The sequence below is a fragment of the Streptomyces pristinaespiralis genome, assembly GCF_001278075.1.
GTDB classification, from domain to species: Bacteria; Actinomycetota; Actinomycetes; order Streptomycetales; family Streptomycetaceae; genus Streptomyces; species Streptomyces pristinaespiralis.
This window is the reverse complement of the sequence record NZ_CP011340.1, coordinates 248,731-264,391: the sequence shown is the minus strand read 5'-3', so window position 1 is coordinate 264,391 and position 15,661 is coordinate 248,731. Positions and strand designations below refer to the sequence as shown.

At 73.1% G+C, this 15,661-nt stretch carries 15 protein-coding genes; 9 read left to right on the top strand and 6 right to left on the bottom strand.

Features of this window, described 5'->3' with window-relative positions:
• Positions 1–132 precede the first annotated feature (132 nt).
• The 3 genes from SPRI_RS01010 to SPRI_RS01000 are packed head-to-tail and all read right to left on the bottom strand — an operon-like array spanning position 133 to position 2,300.
• Positions 133–1,008, bottom strand: coding sequence for an NmrA/HSCARG family protein (locus tag SPRI_RS01010; protein ID WP_005321814.1), 876 nt, complete (start codon positions 1,006–1,008; stop codon positions 133–135).
• The gene (locus tag SPRI_RS01005) at positions 1,005–1,862 is read right to left on the bottom strand and encodes an SDR family oxidoreductase (RefSeq protein WP_005321816.1); all 858 of its coding nucleotides are present in this window, start codon (positions 1,860–1,862) and stop codon (positions 1,005–1,007) included. Before SPRI_RS01005 ends, SPRI_RS01010 begins: the two co-directional genes overlap by 4 nt.
• Before the next feature lie 3 nt (positions 1,863–1,865).
• The gene (locus SPRI_RS01000) at positions 1,866–2,300 is read right to left on the bottom strand and encodes an ester cyclase (RefSeq protein ID WP_005321817.1); all 435 of its coding nucleotides are present in this window, start codon (positions 2,298–2,300) and stop codon (positions 1,866–1,868) included.
• Between the two features lie 193 nt (positions 2,301–2,493).
• On the opposite strand from SPRI_RS01000, the gene SPRI_RS00995 reads away from it, so the two are divergent.
• Positions 2,494–3,357, top strand: a complete 864-nt coding sequence (locus SPRI_RS00995; protein WP_005321818.1) for a class I SAM-dependent methyltransferase — start codon at positions 2,494–2,496, stop codon at positions 3,355–3,357.
• A 97-nt stretch (positions 3,358–3,454) separates the two neighbouring features.
• Here the strand turns inward: SPRI_RS00995 and SPRI_RS00990 are convergent, their stop codons facing one another.
• Both SPRI_RS00990 and SPRI_RS00985 read right to left on the bottom strand, forming a co-directional pair.
• A complete protein-coding gene (locus SPRI_RS00990; RefSeq protein WP_037775609.1) occupies positions 3,455–4,210 on the bottom strand; it encodes an SDR family NAD(P)-dependent oxidoreductase in 756 nt (251 codons plus the stop codon).
• A 7-nt stretch (positions 4,211–4,217) separates the two neighbouring features.
• On the bottom strand, positions 4,218–5,294 hold the full coding sequence (locus SPRI_RS00985; protein ID WP_005321820.1) for a serine hydrolase domain-containing protein: 1,077 nt from the start codon (positions 5,292–5,294) through the stop codon (positions 4,218–4,220).
• 445 nt (positions 5,295–5,739) lie between these two features.
• Between SPRI_RS00985 and SPRI_RS00980 the strand changes: the two genes are divergently transcribed.
• Genes SPRI_RS00980 through SPRI_RS00950 form a run of 7 tightly spaced genes read left to right on the top strand, consistent with a single transcriptional unit; the run spans position 5,740 to position 13,909 of the window.
• The gene (locus tag SPRI_RS00980) at positions 5,740–7,350 is read left to right on the top strand and encodes a class I adenylate-forming enzyme family protein (protein WP_053556623.1); all 1,611 of its coding nucleotides are present in this window, start codon (positions 5,740–5,742) and stop codon (positions 7,348–7,350) included.
• 43 nt (positions 7,351–7,393) lie between these two features.
• Positions 7,394–7,705, top strand: a complete 312-nt coding sequence (locus SPRI_RS00975) for an antibiotic biosynthesis monooxygenase family protein (protein ID WP_005321822.1) — start codon at positions 7,394–7,396, stop codon at positions 7,703–7,705.
• Entirely contained in the window at positions 7,695–9,476 is a 1,782-nt protein-coding gene (locus tag SPRI_RS00970; protein WP_106428501.1) for an FAD-dependent oxidoreductase, read from the top strand. The genes SPRI_RS00975 and SPRI_RS00970 overlap by 11 nt, the downstream gene beginning before the upstream one ends.
• Positions 9,473–10,267: a 3-oxoacyl-ACP reductase FabG gene (gene fabG / locus SPRI_RS00965; RefSeq protein ID WP_005321830.1), complete on the top strand. Its 795-nt coding sequence runs from the start codon at positions 9,473–9,475 to the stop codon at positions 10,265–10,267. Before SPRI_RS00970 ends, fabG begins: the two co-directional genes overlap by 4 nt.
• 16 nt (positions 10,268–10,283) lie before the next feature.
• Entirely contained in the window at positions 10,284–11,240 is a 957-nt protein-coding gene (locus SPRI_RS00960) for an aromatase/cyclase (protein ID WP_005321832.1), read from the top strand.
• Positions 11,237–13,039 (top strand): acyl-CoA dehydrogenase, encoded by a 1,803-nt coding sequence (locus SPRI_RS00955; RefSeq protein ID WP_005321836.1) that lies wholly within the window; start codon positions 11,237–11,239, stop codon positions 13,037–13,039. Before SPRI_RS00960 ends, SPRI_RS00955 begins: the two co-directional genes overlap by 4 nt.
• 54 nt (positions 13,040–13,093) lie before the next feature.
• Positions 13,094–13,909 (top strand): 4'-phosphopantetheinyl transferase family protein, encoded by an 816-nt coding sequence (locus tag SPRI_RS00950; protein ID WP_005321838.1) that lies wholly within the window; start codon positions 13,094–13,096, stop codon positions 13,907–13,909.
• A 139-nt stretch (positions 13,910–14,048) separates the two neighbouring features.
• Here the strand turns inward: SPRI_RS00950 and SPRI_RS00945 are convergent, their stop codons facing one another.
• Positions 14,049–14,567: a hemerythrin domain-containing protein gene (locus tag SPRI_RS00945; RefSeq protein ID WP_063805319.1), complete on the bottom strand. Its 519-nt coding sequence runs from the start codon at positions 14,565–14,567 to the stop codon at positions 14,049–14,051.
• A 264-nt stretch (positions 14,568–14,831) separates the two neighbouring features.
• Here SPRI_RS00945 and SPRI_RS39685 point away from each other — a divergent pair, with 264 nt between their 5' ends.
• Positions 14,832–15,581, top strand: coding sequence for a response regulator transcription factor (locus SPRI_RS39685; RefSeq protein ID WP_005321842.1), 750 nt, complete (start codon positions 14,832–14,834; stop codon positions 15,579–15,581).
• Positions 15,582–15,661 lie beyond the last annotated feature (80 nt).

The window sequence follows — 15,661 nt, the reverse complement described above, 5'->3', positions numbered from 1 at the left end:
TGAAATGGATCATACCGATAAGGGACTTTTGGTGCGTTCTGCTCGGGGTGGTGGCGCGGCGCGCGCAGGGGAGCGGCACCACGCGAAGGGCCCGGACCGCCGACGCGGTCCGGGCCCCTCGGTGCAGGCGGCTCAGAGGTCCAGGGACTTCAGGTACGCCGCGAAGGACAGCAGCCCCGGGTGCTCGGCGCGCAGCGCGGGGATGTCCGCCCGGTAGCCGTGCTCCTGGAACCACTCGAACATCAGCGCAATCTCCGGCGCGTTGGGGATGTACGGGTTCCCGGCCACCGCGTCCAGCGGCAGCTCCTCGAACCGGGCCGGCAGACCCGTACGCGCGGCGAACGCCTCTGCGACCTCCCTCGCGCTCAGCTCGTCGCCCGCCAGTTCCACCGCACGGCCCACGTACTCGGCGGGCCGCTCGAACGCCTCGGCGGCGAAGAAGCCGATGTCCTCCACGGCGATGAACTGCACGCGGGTGTCCGGCTTCAGCGCCAGCTGCACCACCAGCGTCCCGTCCACGAGTCGCGGACCGTGCGCGGCGAAGTTGTCCATGAAGAACGACGGACGCAGCACCGTCACCGGCACCGAAAGCTCCTGCAGGTACCGCTCGATGTGACGCTTGGACTCGAAGTGCGGTACGCCGCTGTGCCGTTCCGCACCGCCCACCGAGCTGTACACGACGTGCGCCACGCCGGCGGCCTTCGCCGCACGCGCCACCGCGCGGCCCTGACGGACCTCGCCGCCCAGGCCCTTGGGCGTCATGAACGTCTGCACGGAGAACACCCCGTGCACACCCTCCATCGCGGAACGCAGCGACGCCTCGTCGTCCAGGTCGCCGCGCACCAGCGTCACGCCCAGGTCGGCCAGCGCCCGGGCCGCCTCGGAGGCCGGGTCGCGCACCAGCGCCGCCACCGTGCGCCCACGGCGCACCAGTTCACGCGCGGTCGCCCCGCCCTGAAGGCCCGTCGCACCGGTCACCAGGACCGTACCGCCGGCCCCGGTGCTCATACCGTCACCTCCTCGGCGGCGAACAGCGACGCGTTCGCCTCTGCCCACGCCCGGTAGCCGCGCGGCTCACGGCCGGTCAGCAGCCGTACCGCCGGCGTCGGCCGGGCCCACGGCACCTCGGGGCTGTGCAGGGCGGCCACGTTGGTCACCGCCGCCGGACGGTCGCCGGTGATGCCCGCGAAGACCTCCACGACCTCCTCCTGCGGCGCGACGGAGAAGTCCAGTTCACGGCCCAGGACCTCGCCCAGGATGCGGGCCTGCTCCTTCGAGGTCAGCACCTCGGAACCGGTCAGCACGTACGCCTTGCCCCGGTGGCGCTCGTCGGTGAGCGCGGCCACCGCAGAGGAGGCGATGTCGTACTCGTCGATCGGCGCACCCGGGTTGTTGCCGATCCAGCAGCGCACCGCGCCGCTCTCCCGCACGGTCCTGATCCACCACGAGGTGTTGGCGTGGAAGGGGCCGGGACGCAGGAACGTCGTGTCGACGCCGGACGCGGTGATGGCCTCCTCCGCGGCCCGGTGCTCGTCCGCGATGCCGTGCGGCAGCGGATGCAGCACGCTCGCCGACGACAGGAACACCAGGTGCCCGACGCCCGACGCCGCGGCGGCCGCGGCGACGTTGCGGGCCTCGCCCGCCACATCGCCGGACAGCACCACCAGCGCCGAGTCCACCCCCTGGAACGCGGCGGCCAGCGACGCCGGGTCGGCGGGGGAGCCCGCCACCACCTCGACGCCGGCCGGCAGGTTCGCCTCCTCGGGGGTACGGCTCAGGGCGCGCACCCGACGGCCCGCCGCGGCGAGCTGTTCCACGGCCTCACGGCCCACTTTGCCGGTCGCTCCGGTGACGAGAATCATGGCTCAGTCCCTCCAGCCGTTCGGCTCCGGCCACGGCGACCCGAGCTGCCGGTAGGTGCCCTGGTAGTCCGGCCAGTCACGGTGGTCACGGATCTTGCCGTCGACCAGGCGGATCAGATGGATCTGCTCCCCGGAGAAACGGCGCCCGGTCGGCGCCATGCCCACCAGGTTGCCGACATGACGGCCGTACAGAACGAGGTTGGCGCGCACCCAGTCGCCGCGCTCCTCGATGAGGACCTCCTCGAGGTACGCCTCCTCGGAGAAGGTCATCTTCAGCCACTTCACGGCCATCGCGAACGAGTCGGGACCACGCAGGTCCATGTGCTCCATCGTCGCCGGATTCAGATAATCCGGGTGGATGAATTCCGCGACGTCATCGGTCTTTCCCGTGTTGTACGCCTCCACCATGCGGCGCACCGCCGCTATATGACTGCTCATCGCATTCCCTTCGCCGGGCGCCCAAAAGAAATTCAGGACACTGGCCGACATTGTGCGGTGGCCGAAGAGGCCGGGCAAGCAGCGAATTGCCGCCGTCGACCGGCTCTCGAACGGTCCTCCACCACCACCCGGCCAAAAGGCCGCAGCATTCACCCTGAACAGATCCATGCCGCCACCACCCCCGGAGCTGACCGTGGACACCGCCACCACCTACAAGACGAAAGTCACCGCCGCCTTCAACAAGGCCGCGGCGGCCTACGACCGGCTCGGGGTCGAGTTCTTCACCCCCATGGGCCGCCGGCTCGTCGAGCACGCCCGCCCGCAGCCCGGACAGCGGCTCCTCGACGTCGGCTGCGGTCTGGGCGCCACCCTGCTGCCCGCCGCCGACCGGATCGGCCCCACCGGCCACGCGCTCGGCATCGACATCGCAGAGGCGATGATCGAACAGGCCGGCCAGGAGGCCCGCCGCCAGGGCATCGACAACGTCGAACTGCGGGTCATGGACGGCGAACACCCCGACCTGCCCGCCCGGTCCTTCGACCTCGTCCTGGGCAGCTACAGCGTCATCTTCCTGCCCGACGCCCGCGCCGCCCTCGCCCGCTACGCCGACCTGCTGCGCGACGGCGGCCGAATCGCGTTCACCAGCCCCGTCTTCCACAAGGACCAGTTCCCCTTCCTGCCGCCGCTGTTCAGCCGCTGGATCCCCATGTCGCTGCTCCAGCACCTGCCGCCCGCCTGGCACCCCGAGCAGCTGCGGCGCCAGCTGCACTCCTGGCTCGAGGACCCCGCCGACCTCGAAGCCGCTCTGCGGCAGGCCGGATTCACCGACACCGTCATCACCGACGAGGTGGTGGAGATGACCGCCGCGAGCGGCGAGGACTGGGTCGAGTGGTCCCACACCCAGGGCATGCGCCTGCTGTGGCAGCACCTGCCCACCGACGAGGCCGCCGCCCTGCGCACCCGCCTGACCGGCGAACTCGACGCCCTGCGCGGCGCCGACGGCCTCATCCGCATCGACGTCCCCGTCCGCTACGTCACCGCCACCGTCGCCCGCTGAGAGCACCCGGCAGACAAAACGACGGCAGGACCGGACAAGGGAGCGGCCCCCGGGGAGAACTCCCCGGGGGCCGCTCCAGGTGCGCGACGCGGCGGCGTCAGGTCACCGACAGCGCACCGTCCACCGCCACGACCGTGCCGTTGGCGTACCCGGCCTCCGGCCGGGTCAACTGCACGATCCACCATGCGATGTCCTCCGGCCGGCCGACCCGGCCCGCCGGGATCCGCTCCGCCATCTGCGCGAGGAACGCCTCGTAGGCCTCCGCCGGCATCCCGGCCCGCACCCCCACACCGGTGTCCACGACACCGGGCGCGATACCGACCGACCGGATGCCGCGCGGCGCGAGCTCGACGGCCCAGGTGCGGGTCAGGAAGTCGAGCGCCACCTTCGCCATCCCGTACACCGAGTTCTCCGGCCAGGCCCGGCGGCCCAGCGAACCCGCCGAGCTGACGTTCACCACGACCCCGCCGGCCTCCTCGAGCGCGTCCAGGGCCGCCTGCGTCAAAAATACGGGCGCGAGGAGATTGGTGCCCAACTGCCGACGCACGGATTCGCGTTCCAGACCGTCCAGGGACGCGAATCCGGTGACGGCCGCATTGTTCACGAGAACATCGAGACGGCCGAATTCCTCGAGCGCCGTCCGGACAATGAGATCCGGCGCGTCGTGGTCGTGGACATCGGCGACCAGAATTCGAATCCGGTCGTGCCCGTCCGCTGTTTCCTTCAGCGTCGATTCACTGCGTCCGACAATGAGCACATGCGCACCGTCGTCCGCGAAAGCGCGGGCCGTGGCAGCGCCGATACCCGTGCCGCCGCCGGTGACGACGACCGATTTCCTCACCTGGTCCGTCATCACGGCCTCAGGAGCACAGGGCGGTGTTGACACCGCGGATGACGGCCTGCTCGGCCTCCGGGCCGAAGTCCTTGTCGCCGATCGTGAACGACAGCTGCACCCGGGCGGATCGGTCGCGGGTGGTGGCCGCGAACGTGGCGTAGCCGGGGATGCCGGCGCCGTGGCCCCACAGGTCCAGGTCGTCGTCGTTCTCCAGCTTCATGATGCCCAGGCCGTAGCCGATGCCCATCGGCAGGTTCTCGATCATCTCCGGCGGCAGCGGCGTCGTCATCTCGGTGAACTCCGGCTCGTTCAGCAGCTCGCCGCTGAACAGGGCCGTGAAGAACCGGTCCAGGTCCGCCGTGGTGGAGATGATCTCACCCGCGCAGCCCGCCTCCGAGGGGTTCATCAGCGTCACGTCGACCGGCTCGCCGCCGATCTGCATGTAGCCGCGGGCGTGCGGCCCGGGGATGTTCGGGTCGTCGCCCGGCAGCGTCGTCTCCTTCAGCCCCAGCGGCTCCAGCACCCGCTCGGTGATCTCCTCGCGGTAGGAGCGGCCCGTGATCTTCTTGATGAGCAGGCCGACGATGAAGTAGTTGGTGTTGCAGTACGCGAACTTCGTGCCCGGCTCGAACTCCAGCGGCTTGGCCGCCGCGATCGCGATCAGGTCCTCGGGCTCGTAGTGCTTGTAGCGGTCGCGCAGGAACCGGTCGCCCGGCTTCTGGAACGAGTCCATGTAGTTGTACAGGCCGCTGGTGTGCTGCATCAGGTTCCGGACGGTGATCTTCTCGCCGTACGGCAGCAGCCCCGGCAGGTAGCTCTCCACCGTGCGGTCCAGGTCGAGGCGGCCCTCGGCGACCAGCTGCAGCACCACCACGGACACGAACGGCTTGGTGATGCACGAGATACGGAAACGGCCGTCCGCGGGAACCGGCCGGTCCGAGCCCAGCTCCGCGATCCCCGAGGTGACGACGAAGGAGTTGTCCCCCCGGGTGACCCGGAACTGCACGCCGGCCGCACCGGCCTGGACCAGCCGGTCCGCCGCGCCCTGCACGGCCTCCTGAAGAGCCGAGACCCCCGGCCGGTCGATCGTCGTCTGCGTCATGCGTCAAACCCCCATCGGGTGGCGAATCGGTCCGTACGCGGGGCCCGGGGGAGTGTCCGCGAAGCGGCGCCGGCCGCCAGATGGGGCGGCACGTCGCGACACGGCCCGGATCCCTGCGCAGGCAAGGACGTACGCGGCCCAACGTGGCCGGTCCCGATGGAGGCCCGCCCGCACGCCGCTGGAGCGTTGCTCGCACCCGGCCACCGCCCCGCCCTGCGACGCCGGCCGCCCCGCCCCGCGACGCCGGCCGCCCCGCCCCCGGCCGGCCGCCCGCTCCGCCGCCCGTCCGCGCACCGCCGAGGGACCGTCGAGCGGACTTCCACGGTTTCTCGAGCGCCGCCGCACAGCGTGGCACCCGACACCCGACCGGTGCCTGCCAGCGCTGGTGCCCCTCCCGGCAGGCCGGGCCGGTCGCGGCATCCGCCACCCGGAGGAGGACCACGCCGTGCCGCGATTCACGCACCCGGAACTGCCCCTGGACGGACTGCTGCGCCAGGCCGCCGTCCGGGACCCCGACGGCACCGCCCTGACCTGCGGGCAGCACACCCTCACCTACGCCGAACTCGACGCCCGCGCCGACCGCGTCGCCCACTACCTCCTGCGCGCCACCGGCCGGCCGGGCACCACCGTCGGCGTGGCGAACACCCTCGACGCCGCGTTCGCCGCCACCTACTACGGCACCAGCCGCAGCGGCAGCACCATCGCCCTGGTCAACCCGCTCATCGGCGAGGCGGCACTGCGGCACGTGTTCACCGCCGCCGCGATCGAGATCGCGTTCGTGCCCTGCGCCACCGCCGAACTGCTCACCAAGATGCGCGAGCAACTGCCCCGCCTGCACACCATCGTCGTCACCGACGCCGACGACGGCGTGGTCCCCGCCGACGCCACCCCGCTCCACGTCGCCCTGCACGGCGCGGACGACGGGCCGGCCGCACCCGCCCACGGACCGGCCGACCTGTCGGCGACCGTGTGCGTGCAGTTCACCACCGGCACCACCGGCCGTCCCAAGGGCGTGCGCCTGACCCACCGCAACCTGGTCGCCAACGCCCACCAGATCGCCCTCGCCCACGGCCTCGGCCCGGACTCCGTCACCCTCAACCACCTGCCGCTGTTCCACGTGATGCACCTCAACTCGGCCGTGTGCGCCGGAGCCGCGCAGGTGCTGTGCCCCGACGGCGACCCCCTCGCCTCCCTCGCGCTGGCCGCCCGCACGGGCGCCACCCACTACTACGGGCTCCCCGCCCGCCTGCACCGCCTCGCCGCCGACCCGCGACCGGCCGCGTCCCCCGACGCCGTCCCCGCCCTGCCCCGGCTCACCGCCGTCCTGTCCGGCGGCACCGCGCTCGCGCCCGCCGCCGCCCGCCGGCTGAGCCAACTGCTCGGCGTCCCCGTCGTCCAGGGCTACGGGATGGCCGAACTCTCCCCGCTGTCCCACAACCAGCGCCTCGACGACACCCGTCCCGGCGCCGTCGGACACCCCCTGCCCGGCACCGAGTCCCGCATCGTCGGCCTCGACTCGCGCGAGGTGGCGGACGTGTGGGCCACCGGCGAAGTGCAGGTCCGCGGACCGCAGGTGATGGCCGGCTACCTCGACGACGACGAACCCTCACCGATCGACGCCGACGGCTGGTTCTCCACCGGCGACATCGGCTACCAGGACGCCGACGGCGTCCTCCACCTCGTCGACCGGCTCGGCGACGTCTTCAAGTACGACAACGAACTCGTCTCACCGTCCGCCGTCGAACGGATCATCGCCGACGACCCCCGCGTCGCCGAATGCGTCGTCGTCGGCTGGCCCGACGCCGTGCACGGCGCCGTCGTATGGGCCGGCATCGTCCTGCGCGAGACCCCCGGGCCCCCGCAGCACGCGGCCCACGCCGTCCTCGACGTCCTCGACGCGATCACCGAGAAGGCCAACTCCCGGCTCGCCCACTTCGAACGCATCCGCCGCGTCGAAGCCCTCGACACCGTCCCGCGCACCCCCACCGGCAAACCCCGCCGCCAGGAACTGCGCCGCCGGCTGCGCGACCGCGCCGCCGCAGAAGCCGCCGCCTGACACCCCGCCCACGCCGGCGACCCCTTCCGCAAGGAGACGACCCATGGTGACCTTCGTCAACAAGCTGACCGTGCACGGCGACCACGACGCCTTCCTCGCCGTCCGCGCCCGCCTCACCGCCTACATGTCCGCCCAGCCCGGCTACGTCAGCCACCAGAACCTGCGCGCCCTCGGCGCCGGGAACGTCCACCTCGAGATCGCCGTCTGGGACAGCGCGGAGGCACACCGCGCCGCCGTCGGCAGCGACGGCTTCCGCGCCATCGTGGCCGACCTCAAGCCACTGGTGACCGCCGAACCCGCCATGTACGAGACCGAGGACGCCGCCGCCCCGCTGGAGGCGGCCGGTGTCCGATGACCGCCGGCCCGACGTCCTGGTCGCCGGCGCCGGCCCGGTCGGCCTGACCGCCGCCCACGAACTGGCCCGCCGCGGCCTGCGCGTCCGCCTCGTCGACGCCGCCACCGGCCCCGCCCGCACCAGCCGCGCCGTCGCCGTCCACCCGCGCACCCTGGAAACCCTCGACCAGATGGGCACCGCCGCACCCGTCATCGAAGCCGGCCGCAAGAACCGGGCGTTCACCATGTTCGCCTCCGGCCGCCGGCTGGTGCGCCTGGAGGCCGACTACCGCAGCATGCCCACCCGCCACCCCTACACCGTGATCATCGAGCAGACCCGCACCGAGGCCGTCCTGCGCGACGCCGTCGCCCGGCTCGGCGTCGAGATCGAATGGGGCGTACGGCTCACCGGCCTCGAGCAGGACACCACCACCGTACGAGCCACCCTGCGGCACGCCGACGGCACCGAGGAGATCTGCGAGACACCCTGGCTGGTGGGCTGCGACGGCGGCCACAGCACCGTACGCAAACAGCTCGGCCTGCCCCTGATCGGCGAGAGCCGCGACACCTGGCTGCTGGCCGACGCACCCGTACGCACCGACCTCGAACCCGACAGCATCTACTGGGTCCACACCGGCAAACAGGCCATGATGATGGTGCCCTACGCCCGCCCGGGCCACTGGCGGCTGCTGGACACCGCCCCCCGGACCCCCGACGCGGCCGGCGCCGCCGAACGCATCGCCGACCGCCTCACCACCGGCCTCGGCCACCAGGTCCACGTTGGCGACCCCGAATGGGTCTCCGTCTTCACCTTCCAGCAGCGCATGGTGCCCCGCATGCACCAAGGCCGCGTCTTCGTCGCCGGCGACGCCGCCCACGTCCACAGCCCGGCCTCCGGACAGGGCATGAACACCGGCATCCAGGAGGCCTACAACCTCGCCTGGAAACTCGCCATGGTCCACCAGGGCCACGCCGGCCCCGCGCTCCTGGACACCTACAGCACCGAACGCGTCCCCATCGGCAAGCAGCTCCTCGGCTCCACCCGCACCGCCACCTTCCTCGTCCAGCTCAAGAACGCCCTCGCCTCCCTCGCCCTGCCCGCCGTCTTCACCGTCGTACGCGCCGTGCCCCCGCTGCGCCGCGCCATCCAGCGCAAGGTCCTCGGCGGCATGTCCGGACTGCGCATCGACTACGCCACCAGCCCGCTGACCACCGGCGCAGGACCCGAACCCGTCCCCGTCGCCGCGCCCGTCGCCGCGCCCGTGTTCGTACCCAGGCACCGCCATGTGCCCGCCCCCGGCGAACGCGCCGCCACCGCCACCGCCCGCGAACCCGCCTCGCCCGGCCCGCGCGCCTTCGCCGACGAACTGCGCGACGTGCGCTGGACCCTGCTCGTCGCCCCCGGCGCCCACACCGCCGCCGGCACCCCCGTCCGCACCGCCACCGACGCCGCCGCCCGCCACGGCGCCTGGCTGTCCGTGCGCACCGTCGGCGACACCACCACCCCCGGCCCACGCCCCCTGCCCGACCCCGACGGCGCCCTGCGCCGCGCCCTGGGCCTCGCCTCCGGCGCCTGGGCGCTCATCCGCCCCGACGGCTACCTCGCCGCCCACGGCGGCCTGCTCACCCCCCGCGCCCTCGACGAGGCCCTGCGACCGCTGTCCCTGACAGCACCGCACCAGCCCCACAGCACACCTGAGTCCCTTCTCGAGCGGGCCTCGTCCGGCCGTCGAGCGGACCGGGACACCGTCGACAGCACCGTCGGCGCACCGCACAAGGAGGCACAACGATGACCGCACCGTCGCCGGCGACGCCGCCGGTCGCCCTGGTCACCGGCGCCACCAGCGGCATCGGCCTCGCCGTCGCCCGCGACCTCGGCCGCCGCGGCCACCGCGTCTTCATCTGCGCCCGCACCGCCCTGGAGGTCAAACAGACCGTCGAGGACCTCCGCGACGAAGGCCTGGAGGCCGAGGGCGCCGCCGCCGACGTCCGCTGCCGCGACTCGGTGGCCGCCCTCGTGCGCACCGTCCTGGACACCTACGGACCCGTCACCGTCCTCGTCAACAACGTCGGACGCAGCGGCGGCGGACCCACCGCCGACATCGCCGACGAACTCTGGTACGACGTCATCGACACCAACCTCAACAGCGTCTTCCTGCTGACCCGCGAAGTCCTCAAGAACGGCGGCCTCGCCGACGCCACCTGGGGACGCATCATCAACATCGCCTCCACCGCGGGAAAACAGGGCGTCCTGCTCGGCGCCCCCTACTCCGCCTCCAAGCACGGCGTCGTCGGCTTCACCAAAGCCCTCGGCAAGGAACTCGCCCCCGCCGGCATCACCGTCAACGCGGTCTGCCCCGGCTACGTCGAGACCCCGCTGGCCGAACGCGTCCGCCAGGGCTACGCCGCCGCGTGGGACACCACGGAGGAATACGTACAGGAGCAGTTCGAGGCCAAGATCCCCCTCGGCCGCTACACCACCCCCGAAGAAGTGGCCGCCCTGGTCGGCTACCTCACCACCGAACACGCCGCCTCCATCACCGCCCAGGCACTCAACGTCTGCGGCGGCCTGGGCAACGTCTGAAGAAGGAAGAGAAAAGATGTCCGCTGAGCGAGTGCACGCAACGACGCACGAGGTGAACGTGGCCGCGCCCGCCGGCGTGGTCTACGGCCTGATCTCCGACGCCGTCCAGTGGCCGCTGTTCTTCCCGCCCAACGTCCACGTGGAACGCCTGGAGTTCGACGGCGCCAGCGAACGCCTGCGCATGTGGGCCACCGCCAACGGACAGGTCAAGTCCTGGACCTCCCGCCGCGTCCTCGACCCCGCCCGGCGCCGCATCGAGTTCCGCCAGGAACTGCCCGCCTCCCCGGTGCAGTCCATGGGCGGCACCTGGATCGTCGAACCGCTCGACGCGAACCGGTCCAAGCTGACCCTGCTGCACGACTTCACCGTCGCCGGCGACGCCGCCGACGACGTCGCCTGGGTCGAACGCGCCACCGACACCAACAGCCGCGCCGAACTGGACAACCTCAGCCGGCTCGCCGAACGCTGGTCCCAGCTCGACGACCTCGTCCTGTCCTTCGAGGACTCCGTCCGCGTCAACGGCCCCGCCGAACTCGTCTACGACTTCCTCTACCGGGTGGCGGACTGGCCCCAGCTCGTCCCGCACGTCTCCCGCCTGGAGCTGACGGAGGACCAGCCCGGCGTCCAGGTCATGGCCATGGACACCGTCACCGCCGACGGCTCCACCCACACCACCGAGTCCGTCCGCGTCTGCTTCCCCCACGCCGGACGCATCGTCTACAAGCAGACCGCCACCCCGCTGCTGATGGCCGCCCACACCGGCGAATGGTCCGTCGTCCCCGACGAGACCGGCGTCACCGTCACCTCCCAGCACAGCGTCGTCCTGCGCCCGGAGAACATCGAGTCCGTCCTCGGCCCGGACGCCGACGTGCAGACCGCCCGCCGCTACGTCCGCGAGGCCCTGGGCCGCAACAGCGGCGCCACCCTCGCCCTCGCCAAGAAGCACGCGGAGAGCGCGGTCCGCGTCCTGTGACCGCACCCGTGACCGCGCCCGCCCCGGCAGCGGCGGGCCACCGACCGAGCACCCCCGGGCCCGCCACGGGCCCGGGGGCGCACGGCGGCGCCCCGCCCGGCGCCGCCGAGCGGGCCGCCTGGCTGGAGAACCTCCTCGGCGACCCCGACGACCCGCGCAACCCGCACGGCTACACACCCCTCCTGGACGCCGACGACCGCCGCGAGATCCCCGCCGCCACCGAAGCGCTGCTCACCGACGCCGGACTCACCGCCGAACTCGTCCCCCACGAACTCGGCGGCCGCCTCATCCGCCCCGACCTCCTCGCCCAGGTCCTGCGCCCTCTCTTCCGCCGCGACGTCGCCCTCGGCTTCGGCCACGGCATCACCTCGCTGTTCGGCGCCTCCGCCGTCTGGGCGGCCGGCGACACCGCACAGCGGGAAGCGACCGCCCGCGTGCTCCTGGCCGGCGGCCGCACCCCGATCCTCCACCACGAACTCGCCCACGCCAACGCGATCCTGCGCGACGAGTTCACCGCACGACCCACCCCCGACGGCGGCTTCGTCCTGTCCGGACGCAAGGACGTCGTCATCAACGCCGACCGGGCGGACGCCTACGTCATGTACGCCCGTACGGCGTCCTCGACCGGCCCACGAAGCCACTCCGTGCTGCTGCTCGACCCCGAGCGGCTGCCGCCCGGCGGCCTGCGCCGGCTGCCGCGCGCCCTCACCCCGGGCATGCGCGGCAGCCGCTTCGCGGGCCTCGAGTTCACCGACTGCCCCGCCGGGGCCGACACCCTCGTCGGCGACCTCGGCGACGGCGTCCCGCTCGCCCTGCGCACCTACCAGGTCAACCGCTGCCTCATCCCCGCCACCGTCGTCGCCGGCGTCGACAGCGTCCTGCGCTTCGCCGTCCGCGCCGCCGTCACCGGACGGCCCGCCGGCGTCCCGCCCCGCCGCTGGCACACCGTGCTGGCCGGCGTCTTCGCCGACCTGCTCGCCTGCGACAGCATGGCCGTCACCGGACTGCGCGCCCTGAGCCTGCTGCCCGACAGCTCCCACCTGCTCGCCGCCGCCGTCAAGATGACCATGCCCGACCTGCTCCGCGAGGACCTCGAGGAGCTCTCCACCGTCCTCGGCGCGCACGGCTACGACCGCGGCCCGCGCTACGGCGGCTTCCAGAAACTCGTCCGCGACCTGCCCGTCGCCGGACTCGGCCACGCCGGCACCGCCGCCTGCCAGGCCGTCATCGTGCCCCAACTGCCCACCCTCGCCCGCCGCTCCTGGTTCCGCACCGACGAACCGGCCGGCCGGCTGTTCCTGCCCCGGGCGCCGCTGCCCGCCTTCGACTACCGCGCCCTCACCCTCACCGGCAGCGACGACGTCCTGACCGCGTCCCTGATCGGCACCGCCGAACGCCTCGCCCCCCTGCGCACCACCTCGGACGCCTGGGCCGCCCTCGCCGACCTCGCCGACGCGTTCGTCCAGGAGATGCGCGCCCTGCGCGAACAGTGCGCCGCCCTCCCCGACATCACCCACGCCGCACTCGTCGACCCCCGCGTCTGCGCCCTGGCCGACCGCTACGCCCTGGTCCTCGCGGCCGCCGCCTGCCTGGGCGTGTGGCAGGGCCAGGACGGCACCGGCACCTTCCTGTCCGACCCGGCATGGGCCGTCCTCGCCCTCACCCGCATCGGCCGCAGACTCGGCGTCCCGGTCCCCGAACTCCCCGGGAACACCACCAAGGCGGTCCTCGAAGAGGTGCTCGCGCGCTACCGGGACCACCGCAGCTTCGACCTGTACGACACACGGCTCGCCGGCTGACAGACCGGCCAGGGCGGGGCCGGCACGACCGGCCGCCTTCGGGAGGGGTAAGCGATGAACGAGCAGAGGATCAGCACACCGATCCACGTGCCCCGGCCCGCCGGGCCGTGGCAGGGCGTGCACGAGAACCTGACCCGGACGGGAAACGCGGTCGTGCACACCACCTGGGGCGAATGGCTGCCCGCCGCGCTCACCGCACCCCGCCTGCGCCGGCTGCTGGGCCGCGACTGGACCCGCTACCGCCGCATCCCCGATGCGACGGTGCGCTTCCGCTTCGTCGCCGCCCGGCTGCTGATGAAACACACCGCGGCCGCGGCCCTGCGCGTCGACCCCGAGACCCTCGACCTCGCCTACCGCCTCGGCGGCCGCCCCTACCTGCGCGGCTTCGACCAGATCGACCTGAGCCTGACCCACACCGGCGACCTCATGGCCGTCGGCCTCAGCCGCCACGGCCGCATCGGCGTCGACGCAGAACCGGCCGACCGCCGCATGCGGTTCGACCTCCTCCAGGCCCAGATGTGCACCCCCACGGAGGCCGCCGAACTCGCCCCGCTGCCCGAGCGCGAACAGACCGCCCAGACCCTGCGCCTGTGGACCCTCAAAGAGGCCTACACCAAGGCCCTCGGCCAGGGCATGCGCCTGGGCTTCACCGAGTTCGGCTTCGGCCTGCGCAGCGGCCGCCTGCTGGCCCCCGACGGCTCACCCGCCACCCGCGGCGAATGGGCCTTCGCCACGCACCCCGCGCTCGGCGGCCGCTACCTGCTGTCCGTCGCCTGCCACGACGCCGGCCTCGACCCGGCCGACGACACCTCGGCCCGCACCATGCTCGACCCGGGCTTCCTGGCGGCGATGGCGCACCACCAGCACTGACCGGGCCGGGCCGCGCCGGGTCGGCACCGGAAGCGCCGGGGCTCCGGCGCGAGCGACCGGACCGGGCCGGGGCGGAACCCCGGCATCAGCGTGAGGACACGGCCGCCCGGCGGACACCACCGCAGCCGCCCGCCCCCGGCTACTCCTGCCCGGACACGTCCTGGATGACGTCCTGGAGGACCACGCCGCCCGGCAGCGGCGCGGACAGGCCGTTCAGGGCCGTGACGATCTTCTTCTCCTCGTACACGAAGTGGGACTCCAACAGGGCCGCCAGACCGTCCAGTTCCTTGCGCACCTCCTGCGCGGGCAGCGCGCCCTCGCCCGTGCCGAGGCCGCCCAGCAGCTCCTCGATGCGGCGCAGGATGTCCGCCACCGTGTGGTGGTCGTTCTCCAACTCCTCCAGCACCGGCCGCAGTTCCGGGAACTGCTGCGCCAGCGCGGGGAAGGCGGCGTCGTCCTCCTCGGTGTGGTGGCGGCGCACCGCGGAGCAGAACGTCAGGCAGTGGGCCCGCAGCTCCCGCGGCCGTTCGCCGCCCTCCAGGAAGGCGTCGACGTCGTCGGCGAGCCGCGCCAGTTCCTCGCGCAGCCACAGATGGACCGCGATCAGCTGGTTGCCGAATGCCGCGAGCCGGTCGCCGTGACCGGTGAATGTCTCCATGATCGTCCCATGCCCTCGTCGTGGAGCGCGATACCACCACCGCCCGCCCGGCCCGGTCAACCCGCCCCCGCCTTCAGGCCCGGCGCCTCGAGCGGGCCTCGAGCGGTTCTGCCCGGCCCCGTGGTCGGCACCCCGCGCGAGGCCCCTGACTCCTGAACAGCTCAGCGCCCTCTCGAAGCCGGCTGGAGAAGCCCGGGCCGCCCCACCGGCGGCGGATAGCGTGATCGTGCTTGACGACCACAAGTGCGGCACAGGGGGCGGGTCATGACGGAAGCAGGAACCGGCCTCGGCCGGACGGCGCCCGCGCACGGCGGCAAGGCCTCCGTCCTGCGCATGCTGCCCGGCGGGGCGACCGCCGCACCGGGAGTGCGGCTGTTCCTCGTCGGCGGTGACGCGCTCGCCCGGGCCGGGATCCGCTCCCTGCTCGACGGGCAGGGCGGCATCAGTGTCATAGGGGAGGACGAGCCCGGCCCGCGGGCCCTGGCAGCGTTGCGGGCCCAGGCGCCCGACGTGCTCGTCGTCCACGGGCTGCGCGAGGCGCACGAGGCCGACGCGCTGCTGCGCGAGGTCGACCCCGGCATACGGGTGCTCACCGTCGGCGGGGCCGAGCCCAAGGGCCGGACCACGGCCGTCCTGCACGGCCATCTGCCCCACTCCACCACCTCCCAGCAGCTGGCCGCCGCCGTCTCACTGGCCGCCGCCGGCTACTCGCTGACCCGAGGCCCGCTGCCCCCCACCACCACCGAACCCGCCCCGGCCGCCACGCCGGAGAAGGCCGCACCCCGGCCCCGGGCCGCCGCCACCGTCTCCGACGTGCCGCCCGAGCAGCTCACCGGCCGCGAGTGCCAGATCCTCGACCTGGTGGCCCGCGGACTGTCCAACACCGAGATCGCCCAGTCGCTGACGCTGTCCGAACACACCGTCAAGACCCATGTGCAGAACCTGCTGAACAAGCTGCGGCTGCGCAACCGCGTGCACGTGGCCATCTACGCCTTCGAGACCGGCCTGCGCTGACGCCCGCACCGGCACATCAGGAGCGGGTCAGCGCCCCGTCAACCCCTCCCGCGAGGCTGAGCGGGATTCTCGCCGCCCAG